Origin of the sequence: Idiomarina sp. Sol25, assembly GCF_033052775.1 — a bacterium.
Taxonomy (GTDB): domain Bacteria; phylum Pseudomonadota; class Gammaproteobacteria; order Enterobacterales; family Alteromonadaceae; genus Idiomarina.
Genome location: NZ_JAUPEW010000001.1, coordinates 761,515 through 777,266, shown reverse-complemented (window position 1 = coordinate 777,266; position 15,752 = coordinate 761,515). Strand labels below are relative to the sequence as shown.

At 47.5% G+C, this 15,752-nt stretch carries 12 protein-coding genes; 5 read left to right on the top strand and 7 right to left on the bottom strand.

Features of this window, described 5'->3' with window-relative positions:
• Positions 1-9: 9 nt before the first annotated feature.
• Entirely contained in the window at positions 10-1,068 is a 1,059-nt protein-coding gene (gene msrB, locus Q5L94_RS03760; RefSeq protein ID WP_411161930.1) for a peptide-methionine (R)-S-oxide reductase MsrB, read from the bottom strand.
• Positions 1,069-1,167: 99 nt separating this feature from the next.
• On the opposite strand from msrB, the gene Q5L94_RS03755 reads away from it, so the two are divergent.
• Positions 1,168-2,217: a hypothetical protein gene (locus Q5L94_RS03755; RefSeq protein WP_317497133.1), complete on the top strand. Its 1,050-nt coding sequence runs from the start codon at positions 1,168-1,170 to the stop codon at positions 2,215-2,217.
• On the opposite strand, the gene Q5L94_RS03750 is transcribed toward Q5L94_RS03755, so the two are convergent.
• From Q5L94_RS03750 to Q5L94_RS03730, 5 genes are read right to left on the bottom strand one after another with little or no spacing between them, the layout of a single operon-like run.
• On the bottom strand, positions 2,121-3,890 hold the full coding sequence (locus Q5L94_RS03750; RefSeq protein WP_317497132.1) for an ExeM/NucH family extracellular endonuclease: 1,770 nt from the start codon (positions 3,888-3,890) through the stop codon (positions 2,121-2,123). The two genes, Q5L94_RS03755 and Q5L94_RS03750, sit on opposite strands and share 97 nt — an antisense overlap.
• Position 3,891: 1 nt before the next feature.
• Positions 3,892-4,371 carry a MarR family winged helix-turn-helix transcriptional regulator gene (locus Q5L94_RS03745; RefSeq protein ID WP_317497131.1) on the bottom strand — a complete coding sequence of 160 codons (480 nt, stop codon included), beginning with the start codon at positions 4,369-4,371 and terminating at the stop codon, positions 3,892-3,894.
• 17 nt (positions 4,372-4,388) lie between these two features.
• Positions 4,389-5,486, bottom strand: a complete 1,098-nt coding sequence (locus Q5L94_RS03740) for a peptidoglycan binding protein CsiV (protein ID WP_317497130.1) — start codon at positions 5,484-5,486, stop codon at positions 4,389-4,391.
• 15 nt (positions 5,487-5,501) lie between these two features.
• Positions 5,502-8,984 (bottom strand): transcription-repair coupling factor, encoded by a 3,483-nt coding sequence (mfd, locus tag Q5L94_RS03735; protein WP_317497129.1) that lies wholly within the window; start codon positions 8,982-8,984, stop codon positions 5,502-5,504.
• A 47-nt stretch (positions 8,985-9,031) separates the two neighbouring features.
• Complete coding sequence (locus tag Q5L94_RS03730; RefSeq protein ID WP_317497128.1) at positions 9,032-9,661, bottom strand: PilZ domain-containing protein; 630 nt, start codon at positions 9,659-9,661, stop codon at positions 9,032-9,034.
• An 85-nt stretch (positions 9,662-9,746) separates the two neighbouring features.
• Between Q5L94_RS03730 and Q5L94_RS03725 the strand changes: the two genes are divergently transcribed.
• The 3 genes from Q5L94_RS03725 to Q5L94_RS03715 are packed head-to-tail and all read left to right on the top strand — an operon-like array spanning position 9,747 to position 12,890.
• On the top strand, positions 9,747-10,976 hold the full coding sequence (locus tag Q5L94_RS03725; RefSeq protein WP_317497127.1) for a lipoprotein-releasing ABC transporter permease subunit: 1,230 nt from the start codon (positions 9,747-9,749) through the stop codon (positions 10,974-10,976).
• On the top strand, positions 10,969-11,655 hold the full coding sequence (gene lolD, locus Q5L94_RS03720) for a lipoprotein-releasing ABC transporter ATP-binding protein LolD (protein ID WP_317497126.1): 687 nt from the start codon (positions 10,969-10,971) through the stop codon (positions 11,653-11,655). Before Q5L94_RS03725 ends, lolD begins: the two co-directional genes overlap by 8 nt.
• Positions 11,655-12,890, top strand: coding sequence for a lipoprotein-releasing ABC transporter permease subunit (locus Q5L94_RS03715; RefSeq protein WP_317497125.1), 1,236 nt, complete (start codon positions 11,655-11,657; stop codon positions 12,888-12,890). The genes lolD and Q5L94_RS03715 overlap by 1 nt, the downstream gene beginning before the upstream one ends.
• Here Q5L94_RS03715 and Q5L94_RS03710 read toward each other — a convergent pair.
• Positions 12,887-13,402 (bottom strand): DUF2062 domain-containing protein, encoded by a 516-nt coding sequence (locus tag Q5L94_RS03710; RefSeq protein WP_317497124.1) that lies wholly within the window; start codon positions 13,400-13,402, stop codon positions 12,887-12,889. The two genes, Q5L94_RS03715 and Q5L94_RS03710, sit on opposite strands and share 4 nt — an antisense overlap.
• A 50-nt stretch (positions 13,403-13,452) precedes the next feature.
• Between Q5L94_RS03710 and Q5L94_RS03705 the strand changes: the two genes are divergently transcribed.
• Positions 13,453-15,750 carry a DNA internalization-related competence protein ComEC/Rec2 gene (locus Q5L94_RS03705; protein WP_317497123.1) on the top strand — a complete coding sequence of 766 codons (2,298 nt, stop codon included), beginning with the start codon at positions 13,453-13,455 and terminating at the stop codon, positions 15,748-15,750.
• The last annotated feature ends 2 nt before the right edge of the window (positions 15,751-15,752 follow it).

The following is a 15,752-nucleotide window of genomic DNA, read 5'->3' as shown; positions in this document are numbered from 1 at the left end:
ATTGGTTAGTTAGTCACCGGTGACTGCAGGAATGTAGTCACCGTAACCTTCTTCCTCCATTTTTTCTAAAGGAATAAAGCGCAACGCCGCGGAATTCATGCAATACCTTAAACCGGTAGGCTGAGGGCCATCCTTAAAGACATGGCCGAGATGTGAGTCTGCTTTGCGGCTGCGAATTTCAGTTCGAGTGTAGAACCAGCTGCTGTCATCTTTTTCTACTACCGCGTCAGGGCTTATGGGTTTGGTAAAGCTTGGCCAACCGGTACCCGATTCGTATTTATCTGCTGAAGAAAAAAGCGGTTCACCACTTACCACATCCACATAGATGCCGTCACGTTCATTGTCCCAGTAGCGGTTATCAAAGGCCGGTTCCGTTTTATCTTCCTGAGTCACCGCATACTGAATATCTGTTAGGCGCTCCTTTAGTTCACTGTCACTAGGTTTAACGAAGCTTTGCTGCTTAGATGTGCCTGTGGGGTTGTCATTCGTAAATTGCTGATAGTCAACGTCCGAGGTGTCGCCCCAATGCTTCTCGACGAAGTCATAACGGCCCGAGTTGTAGGTATAAATACGGTAGCGAACGGGGTTCTTGTCGTAATAGTCCTGGTGGTATTCTTCAGCTTTGTAGAAGCTCTTAAAGGGTGTTATTTCAATAACCACCGGATCAGGAAAGGGGCCGTTTTTATCCAGCCACTCACGCGACTCCATAGCTATGCGTTTTTGTTCATTATTATGATAAAAAACAGCGGGGCGATACTGTTTGCCGCGGTCAACAAACTGGCCGTCGTTGTCTGTCGGATCACTGATACGCCATAACTTCTGAAGTAATGCTGCATAGCTTACGACATCCGGGTTGTAGTATATCTGGGCTGCTTCCGTGTGCCCGGTTTTACCTGCTGAAACCTGCTCATAGGTTGGGTTAGCTTCATCGCCTCCGCTGTATCCCGAGATGACTTCCCGGACGCCAGGCATTTTCTCGAAAGCTTCTTCAACACACCAGAAACAGCCGCCGGCAAAAGTCGCAACTTTTTCATTTTTTTGCTTTGTTGGCTCGCTATTCTGTGCCATGCTGAAACAAGATACTAACAAACTGACAATAAGAATTATAAGGCGAAACGACATCGTGTTCTCCAACCAAAGGTGGTGTTTAGTTATAGACCGTTCGATATGAAAAAGATTACTTGGTTAGCTTTTATTTTTAGTCTTGGCTGCCAGTCAGCTACAGCAGATCAACAGGCTGATGAAGAAGATGATATGTGGCTGGACGGTTTCCGTAACGGGCTTGGAACCTCGGTAGACGTGACCGCACGCTGGTTTGACGGCTTATTCGGCGATGAAAGCATTAATCAATATGAACGCTCTTATGGGCGGCTTTCGGTTGCGCCGCAATGGGATCAGTACGATGGCTTTGAAGTTAAGTCGCGATTTAGAGCCCGGGTATCCTTGCCTAAGCTAAAAGAAAACGTTTCAGCTTTCATTGGCCGGGTTGATGAAAATGAGTTTTTAGATGATGGCTCAACCGGTCGCCCTTCGGTTATTCGTTCCCCAAAGTCAGACGAAGAGTGGCTAGTAGGCTTAGGCTTTGATCCCGACATTAATGAAGCGCACCGGGTATCCTACAGTATAGGTATCCGTGGTGGGTTACGGTTTGACATCTATGCCAGAGCCCGCTATATGACCGGTTATGTTTTTTCCGATAATCAGCAAGTTCGTATGCAGTCTTCGGCTTTTTGGCGCGACAGTGACGGCTTTGGTGTTGCACAGAGAGTGGATTATGAAGCCACATTAACGGATACATGGTTATTAAGGTGGGCTTCTAAAGGCACTTTTGCGGAAGAAACAGACGGTGTTCGCTGGAACAGTACTGCGCGTTTATATCATTTGTATGCACAGGAAAAAGCCTGGGCGACAGAAACCTGGATAGAGGGGAATACTGACCACGAGGTGCCTGTTCAGGACTATGGATTACGCTTTCTTAACCGTCAGCGATACTTACGGGACTGGTTTTTTGTGGAAACTTGGGTTGGGTACCACTGGCCTCGCAACCTTAAAACGGAACAGCGTAGCGGCCAGTGGTTAATTGGTGTTGAGTTCGAGGTTCACTTTGGAACTGATAATGCCTACATGCCAGAGCCGGAAAAAACGAAGTCCAGTACTAGTGGGTCATGGTCAGAAGAGCGGAAAGGGCCTTCTGCAAAATACGCCTCGTCGCGGTAATCATATACCTGGGGCTCGTCAGCATTAAAGGGCAGGTGATAGACCCCCTGAATCTTTTCCTTAAGTGAATCTGCAACAAAAACATGATCTAAAGCCCCGGCCTGACTGTCGTATACGTAAGAATAGTCTTTTGCGCCTGAAGGGTTATAAAAGCCATTGTCAGCAAAATAACGTACCGGGTCTTCCTGATAATAAGCGTTAAAATCACCCAGCAATACCGGGTTTGCTAGAGACTCACTGTGGATCCACTGCGTTAACTCTTGTGATGACTTAAGTCTTAAATCATTCCAGCAGGCCTGCCCGTCATTTTGGTTACTGTTTGGGCTTTCAGAGTCTTCCGGACAACTGCCTTTCGACTTGAAGTGGTTTACCACAACACTGAATTGTTTATCCGTTTTGGCGTCGATAAAACTTTGCGCAAGAGGAGGGCGGCTTCCCCAGGAAAAAGGCCCCTGGCGTGTGAATATCGCGTGAGAACTTGGTTTTACGCGCTGCGGTTGATAAATAATACCGACAGTAATTTGGTCTGTTCCAATTTTTTCGGCATGCGGCTCAGCTATTGCGTAATCCTTTCCTGATGTCTTTTCCAGCGCCTCAACCAGTTGCGTTATTGCGCTGCGCTCACCAAATCCGTCGTTCTCAATTTCCATTAAGCCAATAACATCAGCATCAATAGCCGTTAGTGCGGCAACAATTTTTTTCTGCTGTCGTTGCATTTGCTCATGCGTGTCGGCTCCTCTGGGAGTCGGAAATCCTTTTCCGGCACCGTTTCCGTTAAAGAAGTTCAGCACATTAAAACTGGCGACGCGCACAGCATTATCTGATTTCTCCGACAGTTGCGGTTGCACCGACGGTGTTTCTAATTCTAAGTCGTCAGTTGGCTGAATTCTATAACGGTTATTGAATTGGCTGATAATACCGGAGAAACTTTTCAGGGTAGCCCCCGAGCGCAGGCTACTTTGTTCACCATGCTGAAGTTCGTTAAATGGCAGCGGGCGGGGTTTGACAATATTGCTGTTGTCATCAACCTGCAAGCGATTCAATCCGTTTTCCTGTGCCTGGCGCTTTGCGTCTTTTCCCGGCATAACGATTTGAGTCGGTGTCCATAAGCGGCCTGCGGAAATATCGAAAAAGCCGTAGCGTGGGTAATTGTAATTTCCGGAGACCGTCAGGCTCTCACCTCCGGCAGCGGATAAAATGACAGGCATACCTTCTAAAGCTTCAAACCGGTCAAGTGATTCAACCGGGAGCTTCAATTCAGTTGTCGCAGGAAGAGCTTTTGCATCACCACAGGTTGTTATATTGGACACTTCTATTAACGAGGTTAATTTGGACTGCTCTTCAACTTGTCCCGTCACTCTTACCCATTCACCGTTATTAACTTGTGAATGTTGCTTCCGGGTGACGATAAATAAGCCCTCTGAAGTCGCAGGGTTGTCATCCATGTCTTCAGGTAAACTGTGAATGAAAAAACCACCAAGTTGTTCAGACGACTGCCAGCTTGCGGTAACAATACCGCTCACGGTTACTTGCTTACCAACCTTTGGAGACTGTTCATTGTCTCCCTGCACCTGTGAAATAGGAATAATCTCTTTGTCACTTCCACAGGTTTCTGCAATTGCAGCACCCGATATAAGTAGAGCGGGTAATAAGCTAAGTAGTCGTTTGTGCATGTTATTGGTCCAGTTTGTGGTAGCTTCCAACTTCAAGTACGGGCGCGGCGTCGAGACGTTCCGCATCCATCATATTGGCAATTCTTTGCATTGAGGAGAGCAGCAGGGACTGCTCCCATTCAGCCAGTGCCTGGAACTTTTCTATGAAATCCTCCTGCAACGGCTGTGGTGCCTTTTCCAGAAGATTAAGACCCTGTTCAGTCAAATAAAGAGACACACGGCGTTTATCCTGCTCACTACGGTGTCTGTGAATGAATTGCCGGTGCTCAAGGCGTTCGATGACATTAGAAACCGTTGCCGGGCTTAGATTGATATTTTGTGCCACTTTACTGGCGGTTATACCATTCGCTGCATTTATTTCACGCAAAATTAATAACTGAGGCGCGGTTAACCCAGAGTACTTATTTAATTGTTTAGAGTATAAGTCGATAGCGCGAATAACTTTTCTTAAGGCCAGCAGGAGCTCTTCGTACTTTTCCATAATTGCCTCGTAACTTATTAGTATCGTGGAGCCGATAAGTCAGTACGGCGAATTTGAACGACAACCCCGAGTTCAGGGTGATCGAAGTAATGTGTTTCGTGACTGATAACGCGCCGTAACTGAGAGAAATAATAGCTACGTAAATAAGGTGTTTGTTTAGTCGCGTCATTAAGAGCATATGCCGCCTGAGTTTCTAAGTCGTTAGCAATACGTCTGACTTCATCTGGTTCGCGTAAGTTGAACTCACCGTCAATATGCAGATAGTTACCGACCAGAAAAATATGCATTAAGCCGTCAAATTCCCAGGTAAGCTGAGGGTTTTCGGCAGCTGTTAGAGGCGGGCGAGCTGGGAGGTTATCGTCCGAGCTGATAAAGGGTTCGGTGCCCGACTCAATAACGCTTAGCAGGCGTTGGATATTATCCATGCGCTGCTCCTGGCCAGCACTGGACAGTGGTGTATCGAGTTGTTCCTGTTCTTTGGGGAAACCATTATAGAAGAAGTCGTTGGCATAATTTTTGCCACCAAATAGACGCATTTTGCGACCGACACCGCGGGTAAATACCGGTTGTCTCCAGGCTAGATGCAACAGAGATTTAGCTTGGCCTTTGCGTTCGAGTTCGGTTCGAATAGGGGAGAGTTCGAGAGCGTCTGCAGGCATCAGAAAAGGTTGTGAGGCCTGCTCTATATCGCCACCGGGGCCATCAATAACAACCTCAGTAGAGGTCATTTCCGATAACTTATGTTCCGGGGCGAATGGGTTTCCGGCAATGGGTATCCATTGGTCTTCGTTGTCATATTGGCAGGCAATGTCAATTTGCCAGTTTTGCTCAGAAAGCGCTTTGCATACAGGAAGGACACTACGAAGAGATCTGTTTCGCTGGCTGTGGTGGGGCGTCAATAAATCCCGGCTTTCGTCGACCGCAATAGGCTGCATGTTTAAAGAAAAGTTTTCACCGGACTGGTCAGTGGCGTTTTGTTTGAAGACCAGAACTTCAACTTCAAACCAGCGCCAATAATCTTTATCAGCCTGGGCCGATGCATTTACAGACACTAAAGCCGCTAATGCGGTTGCTAAACCCAGTACTGATTTTACACCCCGATGTACCAGCGCCATTTATTCACTCCTGTGTTACGCCGCCTGAGATTGCTCTGCAAACTCATCTAACAGAGACTCTACCAGTTTTAAGCGGCTTTGAGTATCTTCCAGTGGTTGAGTCAAGCGTAAACGGTTTGGCCCGTCCAGCTTATAATAGCTGGGCGCTTTTTGAATTAACCCAATAATTATCTCGGGGTTAATTTTTGTGTCGTCGGTAAACTCAATAATACCGCCCTGATTACCAATATCAATTTTGCGTATGCCTAACTGTTCAGCATTATTGCGAAGTTGTGTCTGTCGAATCAGGTTTTTCGCGGCGTCCGGTAACAAGCCAAAACGATCAATCAATTCGACTTGCAGATCATCAAGCTCTTTACTGGTTTCGCAATTGGCTATTCGTTTATACAAACTTAAACGATTATTGACGTCTGGTATGTAAGCTTCAGGTAAAAGTGCGGGCAGTTTTAAGTCAATTTCAGCACGCTCGTGCAATAGCTGCGCAAGCGCTGGCTCTTTGCCTTCTTTTAAGGCTTTAACCGCTTGCTCTAACATGTCCATGTACAAAGTAAAGCCAATGCTTTCAATCTGACCACTCTGATCGTCGCCCAGCAGCTCGCCAGCACCACGAATTTCCAGATCGTGAGTTGCAAGCATAAAGCCGGCACCCAGGTCTTCCAGCTGAGAGATAGCTTCAAGTCGTTTGTGTGCGTCTTTGGTCATGCGTTTGGGGTGCGGCGTTAATAAATAGGCATAAGCCTGGTGATGCGAACGTCCAACCCGGCCTCGCAGCTGGTGCATTTGCGCCAAACCCAGGTGATCGGCGCGATCCATAATAATGGTGTTGGCGCTGGGTATGTCGATACCGGTTTCAATAATAGTGGTACAGACCAGTACATTAAAGCGCTGATGGTAAAAGTCCGACATAATGCGTTCAAGATCACGTTCACGCATTTGCCCGTGAGCAACCACAACACGAGCTTCCGGAACCAGAGCTTCAATCTCAGCTGCCGTTTTCTCAATGGTGTCGACATTATTGTGTAAGAAATAAACCTGACCACCGCGCAGAATCTCCCGCAATATGGCCTCACGAACCGTAGGCTCGTCGTATTCGCGGACAAAGGTTTTCACTGCCAGTCGTTTTGCAGGTGGCGTGGCGATAATTGACAGGTCACGAATGTTATTCATGGCCATATTCAAGGTTCGCGGAATCGGGGTTGCTGTTAGCGTCAAAATATCTACGTCAGCGCGCAGGCGTTTTATGGTGTCTTTTTGCCGTACGCCAAAGCGGTGTTCTTCGTCAACAATGAGCAGGCCTAAATCATGACACTTCACATTGTCTTGCAGCAACTTGTGGGTACCGATAACAATGTCGACTTTGCCGTTGGATAAGTCTTCAAGAATGCCTTTTGATTGTTTCGCGGTTTTAAAGCGTGACAGCACTTCAACCCGAATGGCCTGTTCAGCAAAACGGTCACTGAAGTTTTCGTAGTGTTGCTGAGCCAGCAGAGTGGTCGGAACTAAGACCATAACTTGCTTGCCTTCATTAACCGCGATAAAGGCTGCGCGCATAGCCACTTCGGTTTTACCAAAGCCCACGTCGCCGCAGACTAGCCTGTCCATAGCGCGGGGCTGTTGCATGTCTTGCTTAACCGCATCAATTGCAGTCTGCTGATCAATGGTTTCTTCAAACGGAAATCCGGCGGCAAAACGCTGGTAATCTTCTTTGTTAATACTAAATTCATACCCGGGCTTCGCTTCGCGGCGGGCGTAAATATCGAGCAGTTCAGCCGCAACATCACGAACTTTTTCTGCAGCTCGTTTTTTGGCCTTGTCCCAGCTGTCGTTACCCAGTTTATTCAATGGAGCATGGCTTTCTTCCCCCCCACTGTAGCGACTTAAAACGTTCAGGTTGGCGACCGGAACGTAGAGCTTTGCCCCGCCTGAGTATTCAATGGTGACAAATTCGGTGGTGACATTTCCGGCATCCAATGTCGTCAGTCCCTGATAACGACCAACACCGTGATCCAGGTGAACAACGGGCTGACCGGCTTGCAGTTCTGCTAAATTGCGAATCAGTGTATCAGCGCTGACAGTCGCTTTTTGCTGACGTCGGCGGCTTTGTACCACGCGGTTACCAAACAGTTCGGTCTCGGTAATAAACCAGAGTTTGGCGTCGGGTAAATAAAACGAGTTAATAATAGGACTGATAATTAAGCCGATTTGTTGGGTCGGACATTCATCCAGCCCAGAGCAAAGTCTCACCTGAAAGCCAAGTTTGCTGACAATTTCCCGCAAGGCTTCGCGGCGGCCTGCGCTTTCGGCTGACAGCAGAACTTTTTCATTTTTTGCCAAAGCCTGTTCCAGTTTCGCCTTTAACTTGGCAAAGGGCTGTTTTTGCTGATGGTCAGCTGCTATTTCTGTTACTGTCTCTGTCAAAAACGGCATCGGACCGGGTTGGGCCATTTCTGCCGGTACATTAGCGCGCACCCGGCGGTATTGTTTGAAACCGGCGTGAATATTATCGACCGGAAGAAACAACTCATTGGGGTGCAGTAACGGCCGTAAGGGGTCAAACTGACGCTGATCGTAGCGGTGATTAATATCCTGCCACAATCGTTCCAGGCTTGCCTGAATGTTGCCGAAAGTAACCAGTACCGTGTCGTCCGGAAGGTAATCAAACAAGCTGGCAGTTTCTTCAAAAAATAACGGCAGATAGTACTCTATACCACCAGGTAACTGGCCTTTACTGACTTGCTGATACACCGATTCGCGCTCAGTGCTCGCCTCAAAGTGCTCACGATAATTTGCGCGAAAGCGTTCAATCGCCGTTTTTGTCAGTGGAAACTCGTGTGCGGGCAGTAAGTTAATGCCGTCTATTGGAGCTTTTGATAGCTGAGTCTCAGGGTCAAACGGCCGAATGGTATCGACTTCGTCGTCAAAAAAGTCGAGCCGGTAGGGTGTCTGACTGCCCATAGGGTATAAGTCTAAGATTGAACCACGGGCGCTGAACTCGCCATGTTCCATTACCTGATTAACATGACGGTAACCGGCATTCTCAAGTTGCTGGCGCAGCTTCAGGCTGTCGAGCTGCTGGCCTTTTTCAATTTGTAACGCTTGCCCCTGCACAAACGAGGTTGGAGCAATTCTGTGCAGCAGGGTATTAATGCTGACAATCAGTGCCCCACGTTTGGCATCGGGAAGGCGTGCCAGCACGCTGAGTCGGTCAGAAATAATGTCCTGGTGCGGTGAAAAGCTGTCGTAGGGCAAAGTTTCCCAGTCGGGAAAAAGCGTTATATCGTCATGGTATTCGGTGTGTTCACCAGCAAAGTATTTCACTTCTTGTTCTAACCGGTGTGCCTGGTTAGCATCTGCGGTAACAATTAATACTCGCCCTGGCGTGGCGTCAATTAGTCTGGCTATTGCCATTGCCGGCGAGCTGCCATGCAACTCCTGCCAGGTAAGGTCTTTGTTTGCTGCCGGAGGAAAAGGGGGTCTTAATACAGATGCCTTAGTCATGACTACTCAACTGGTTTGGAAAAACGTCGGTATTATACCGAAATCAATCAGGATTTGGATGACAGGTTGTCGTTTTGTTTTTCTTCACGGCGTTGTTTGGAACGCTCTTTTAGCTGGCGACTCTGGGCATGGAGGCTGGCCCGAATCAATAACTCCTGATCTTCCTCGCGAATTTGAACAAAACTCAGCGTGCAAAGGTAAGCCTCACTGTCTTCCTCTGGTTCTGAGTTTTCAGCGGTCAGGTAACAATAAATTGCCAGAGCCTCTTCTTTAAAAAACAGTTTTGCCTGAAATGTCAGACCTTCGGTTAGTGGCGAGTCATTTATTATGCGAATACCACCGCCACCGTATTCAACGCCTTCAAAACGGTTAGCCGGGTCATCTTCATTACGGAGCATGTAGCCCAGCAATATGTTCATACGTTTGTGTTGCTGCTCTAGAAAAGCGACCAGAGCGCTGCCTGACGACTGTTCAACTTTAATACTCTGCAGTTGCTGCTGATCACTTTCAGCCATACTGGACGCAATAGTGAACAACTCCGGAATTTCAGCGATAAATGCGTCTTCTTCAGGGATACTGTCAGCCGACTCCAGCGCAATTAAATTGACCGGAAAGCGATCTCTTACGGTGAAGAAATCTCCGATTGGTGATGTCATTGATGTCTGCGATTGCGTCATTGTGTCGGCTTTTAGTTGTCAGGCTCAATACAACTCATTATCCTTGCTCGTTATGAATTAGCAACCATCAAATAATTGAGGGTATATGTTTCAGCCGGTCGTGCTGTTTATTGGCCTGCGTTATAGTCGGGCAAGGCAGGGGTCTGCGTTTACCGCCTTTATTAACCGCTTTGCCTTTGCCGGTATTGCCCTTGGGGTTATGGCTCTGGTGGTTGTCATGTCGGTTATGAATGGTTTTGAAGGCCAATTGAAAGAACGAATCCTGGGCGCCGTTCCTCATGTGACCCTGACCGATGCTGACAGCACGACGGAATTGACTAACTGGCGAAAAACACAGCAGCAATTGCCTGAATTAGAAGCCATTAAAGGGTCAATGCCGTATGTGCAAACGCAGGGCATATTGCAATTTTCAGAAAAGATGTCAGTAGCCAATATACAGGGTATTTACCCAGATGTGGGCGAGGTACCTCTTTCGCTTAAAGACAAAATGGTTGCAGGCGACTGGCTCAGTCTTACGCCGGGCAATTACCATTTGGTGATAGGGCAGCGGCTGGCGCAGAAACAAGGAATAACCGTTGGCGATAATATTCGAATTATCGCCGCGCAAGGCGGGGTTTATACACCTTTTGGGCTGGTTCCTTCGCAGCGCCGCTTTGTGGTCACAGGGCTCTTTTCTATGGGCTCTGAGGTGGATGAGTCGGTTGTTTTTGCCCACGGCAGTGACCTGGCTCGTTTAATTCGGTTACCTGAAGGCAAAGTGAGTGGGCTACAGTTATTTTTAGATGACGCTTTTAAAGCTCCCCAAGTGGCAGAAAGTCTGCGCAATAACACGCAATTAACGATCAGCGACTGGCGACAAAATTATGGCCAGTTATTTGAAGCTGTAGGCATGGAAAAACGCATGATGTGGTTAATGCTGGCGCTAATCATTGCGGTTGCGGCGTTTAATACTTTATCGGCTCTTATTATGGTGATAAACGACAAACGTCACGACATCGCCATATTACAAACGTTGGGTTTATCTAACGGACGTATACGCACGGTATTTTTATTGCAAGGGCTATATAACGGTGTGCTGGGAGCATTAATTGGCGTTATTCTGGGGCTGGTGTTGAGTTGGTATCTGAATGATATTCTGACGTTATTCGGTGCACAGATCTTTGCCGGATCAGATGAAGGCCTGCCAATTATCATTAATGTGTCTCAGGTTACTATTACTGCTGTTGCTGCAATTGCCTTAACTTTGGTGGCAACGTTATATCCCGCATCACAAGCCGCACATGTTCAACCCTCGGAGGCATTACGCTATGACTGACGCGCTGTTGCGTTGCAAAGAATTGAGTAAATCCTATCAGGACGGGGGCGACCAGGTTACCGTTTTAAAAGACATTGATTTTGCGCTGCAAGCCGGAGAGATGGTTGCGGTGGTCGGAGCGTCAGGCTCGGGTAAAAGCACCTTGCTGCATTTGTTGGGTGGACTGGATAAACCCTCATCGGGTCAGTTGTTTTATAAAGATCAGGAAATGACGCCCTGGAAAGCCGACAAGTTAGCGCAGTGGCGTAACCAGAACCTTGGATTTGTGTACCAGTTTCATCATTTATTACCGGAATTTTCAGCGTTAGAAAACGTAGCCATGCCGAAAATGATAGCGGGTGAAAGCCCGGCAGAAGCTAAACAGCAGGCTGAGCAGCTCTTAGTCCGCGTGGGGCTAGAGCATCGGTTGTCGCATCGTCCGGCACAGCTTTCCGGCGGCGAACGTCAACGGGTTGCCATAGCTCGTGCTTTTGTGAATAAACCAAAGGTGGTACTGGCTGATGAGCCAACCGGTAACCTCGATGGTGAAGCGGCTGAGAGTATTTATCAGTTAATGCTGGAGCTTAACCAGGAAATGGGCACGGCTTTTATTGTAGTCACTCACGACTTACAGCTGGCTGAACAACTGCAGCGCGTAGAGGTTTTAAAAAATGGAATTCTGCACAAGGAGCAAGCGTAATGCAGCTTGCCTGGTTAATTGCCCGACGTTTTCGTAAAGGTACCGCGAAACAGGGCTTTTTGTCGTTTATATCGGCCTCTTCAACTATTGGTATAGCGCTCGGGTGTGCCGTTTTAATTGCGGCGCTGTCGATGATGAACGGCTTCAACCAAGTGTTACAGGAGCGGCTACTGGCAGTTGTTCCACAGGTTGAATACAGTGCAGTAGAAGGCGCCCTGGATGACTGGCAGAAAATAGCCGAAATCGCCCGGGAACACCCTGAAGTGATAGCTGCGGCTCCCGCAATTAATTCCACCGTTATGGTGCAAACCCAGTCAACTTTTCATGGCATTCAGGTTCGGGGAATATCTGCAGAGCAGGAAAAAAACGTATCGGCCTTATCTGATTATGTAAGCAACGAAGACTGGCAGCGGTGGCAGCAGAAAGGTGGTTTGCTGTTAGGGGCTGGGCTGGCCGAGAAGTTGAATTTAGCTGTTGGCGATTCCGTTTCCTTACTCACCCCGGAAAAGTCTGAACGAGGGTTTCGCTCGCCAGAGCGGGTGCGGCTGCAAGTCACCGGATTGTTTAAATTTGGCGGGCAAATTGATTATCAAAATGCCTATGTTTCTCTGGAAACGGCTAAGAACGAACTGGGGTTTGCTAGTGATGTGAGCTCGGTACGTTTGCGGTTAAAGGATGTTTTTTCGGCTCCTGCGGTTGCCCGGGAAATAGGTAACCAACTTCCGGAATTGGTCTACCTGGATGACTGGACCCGAAGTCACGGCCATTTATATCGTGATATTGAGCTGGTGCGCTGGGTCGTGTATCTGGTTTTGATTCTGGTTATGGCCGTAGCTTGCTTTAATATTGTTTCAACGCTCATTATGACGGTAGCGAAAAAGCGCAGCCAAATTGCCATGTTGAAAACCCTGGGAATGAAAGACAAGTCGTTACTGCAATCCTTTGTGTTTCAGGGACTAATGAATGGTTTTTATGGGGTGATTATTGGTTGTGCGTGCGGGATACTTTTGGCGCAGTTTCTACCTGATATTATGCTGACACTGGAATCCTGGTTTCACTTTAAAGTGCTTTCCAATGATATCTACTTCGTTAGTGAAGTACCTTCTGAGTGGGTTTGGGGCGACGTTATTTTAGTGGCTAGTGTGGCACTGCTAATGAGTTTGCTCGCTACTATTTACCCTGCCTGGCGGGCGGTCAAAGTTGAACCTGCCAAGGCCTTGCACGAAAGTACTTAATTGCCTTCGGGATTGCGACGGCGCCAGGCTTTGACCACAGACTGGCGCCAAAGTAAGCGAATACCGATATAACCAACAAAGCTGGATACCGTGCCCAGCACCAGGCAGCCAAGCAAAAATGCAGGGCCAATAGTTGAAATGCTGTGCATTAACCATTCCCAGCTGGCTTCAAAGGCGAAGGGTTGCGGAGGTTCAGCCAATATGGCGTTACCGACTAAATAGCAAAGGTAAAACATTGGCGGCATAGTAATGGGGTTTGAGACCCAGACAAGCCCGATTGAAAGTGGCAGGTTAACGCGAAAAGGAATTGCTGACGCTGCTGCTAACAACATTTGAAAAGGAACCGGTATAAAAGCGCAGAATAGACCGACTGCAAATGCGCCTGAAGCTGACCGTCGGTTTAAATGCCACAGGTTTGCATCGTGCAGAAGGCTGCCGAATAAACGAATCGCTTTGGATTCGCGCACTTTTTGATGATCAGGCATTAAGCGTTTAATGAAGCGTCTGGCCATAATGTGACGTTTATTACCTATTCGATTACTGCCCCAGGGAAGGAGCAACGATGGAACGTTGGTTACTGATCTTTATTAGCGGAATATTGTCCGCTTCGCTACACTCTGACATTAACTTTTGGCTAATTGTTTCAACTATCGTTCTGCTGCTTTTGGCGATAGTTTATGCTTTTTTTTATTTTAGACAGAGGGAAGTAAAACAGCGAACCATCGTACTGCTACTGATGGTGTTATTTTGCGGTATTTTATGGGCTAATGCCAACCTTTATTGGCAAAATTTACGCGCTGTACCAAACGAATTGATGGGTAACGAAGTTCAATTGACGCTTGTCGTGGATGAAATATCACGCCGTTATCCTTTTCATTTGCGTATGACGGGCAGGGTAGAAGTTCTGGCGGGTAACGTTTTGCCATTCTGGCAGCAATCCCGGGTTCAACTGAATTGGTATAACAGCCACCATAAACAGGTGCCGAAAGCTGGCGAGCGTTGGCAACTGGAAGTGAAGCTGAAACACGCAACGGATTACCGCAACCAGGGGAGTTTTCGATACCGGCAATACTTACTGCGCAATAATATCTATGCCTTAGGAACAGTTAAAGACGGCGAAAAACTTACCAGCTTAATCAGTTTTCGACAGAAAATTTTTGATGGCATAAAACAAGCGAATTTATCTGAACCAGGTATATTGGCCGCATTAACGATTGGCGAACGCAGCCTGTTAACCTCAGCTACTCGTGAAATCTGGAAAAGAACGGGGTTAGCCCATAGCTTAGCCATTTCTGGTTTGCATCTGGGGATGGTCGCCGGCGCTGCCATTTTGTTCTTTCGTTTTTGTTTTCACTGTTTTCCCATCAGCTTACAAACCAGAGAGCGGCTAAACATCCGGCTGTGGTCGCTAGTTTTCGCGGCAGTTGTGGTGAGTGGTTATGCGGGCCTGGCAGATTTCTCAATATCGACTGTTAGAGCTTTAACCATGTTTCTGGTGGTTCTTCTGCATATTGTGTTAAATCTCAAATTAAATCCGCTAAGCTTATTGCTACGAGTGGTTGCTGCTGTACTAGCGGTTGATGTTTTCGCCTGGCAGGAACCCGGTTTTTGGTTATCCGTTACTGCCGTTGCCGCACTTTTTTTAGCCAGTTGGCGCTGGGGCAAAAGTCGTGGTCGTTTCTCCTCGGTAAAAAGCTTATGGTCCATTCAATGGCTGCTGTTGGTGGTAATGTCTCCGTTATCATTCCTATTGTTTGGCGGCTTTTCGCTTTTTGCGCCCGTCGTGAATTTGTTGGTGTTGCCTGTTATCAGCTTTTGGTTATTGCCGCTGGCTTTAATAGGAACGGTTTTGGCGCTGTTTGAGTCTAATTTTGCTGTTTTTTTCTGGCAGCTGGCCGAACTCCCCGTTACCTATTTGAACCCTTTATTGGAAGCTATAGCGGGGTACAAGGCTAATTGGCTGGAACTTAATCAATGGCCAATAACTCGTGCAGCGCGGTTTGCTGTTTTGTTCGCACTTACTGCGGCCTTGTTGTTGCCGGTAAGTCGCGGTTGGCATCGGTTGGGTTTATTATTGTGTTTGCCAGTTGCTGCTTTTTTATTTTTTAATCAACGGGACGGAAAGTTGCGCCTTCATGTTCTGGATGTGGCGCAAAGTCAGGCTGTGGTGCTAGAGAAAGACGGCAAAGCCATGCTCATTGATACCGGTATTGAGTTTAACTCTGGTTTCAGTGTTGCAGAATCTGTTATTGAACCTTTTCTTAACTACCATGGTTTGCGGCCTGAGTTGGTTTTTATCAGCCATGGCGACAGAGATCATAACGGTGGCAGAGACTTTCTGATGCAAAGATATCCTCAGCTAGAGTGGCGCGGAGATGCCAGTGATAAACCCTGTCGCGCCGGTGATACAGGTGAATGGAACAGCATACAATGGGAGGTTCTGTGGCCAACGACTGCTTATCAGGATGCAAATCGGTTAAGTAAAAATAATCGTTCATGTGTATTACGCGTCAGTTATAAAGACTTCAGTGTCTTTCTGCCCGGTGATATTGAAATGATGGCAGAGCAATTATTGCTGAAGTCTTTACATGAACAGTCTGAAGCTAACTCCGATGTCCTCTTGATTCCTCATCATGGCAGTAAAACGTCGACCAGCTGGCCTTTGTTACAGGCGGTTAGTGCTGATATTTATCTTATTAGCTACGGTAAGCATAGTGGATATGATTTTCCCCATCGTTATACACTGGAAAGGCTCGCTCGTACTAAAAAGCCCTGGTTTGGGACCAGGGATAAAGGGCAATTGACCATTGTTAGTGACGGCGACACATGGAGTTTGGAGTTACCCTTTGAAAACAGGTAGAA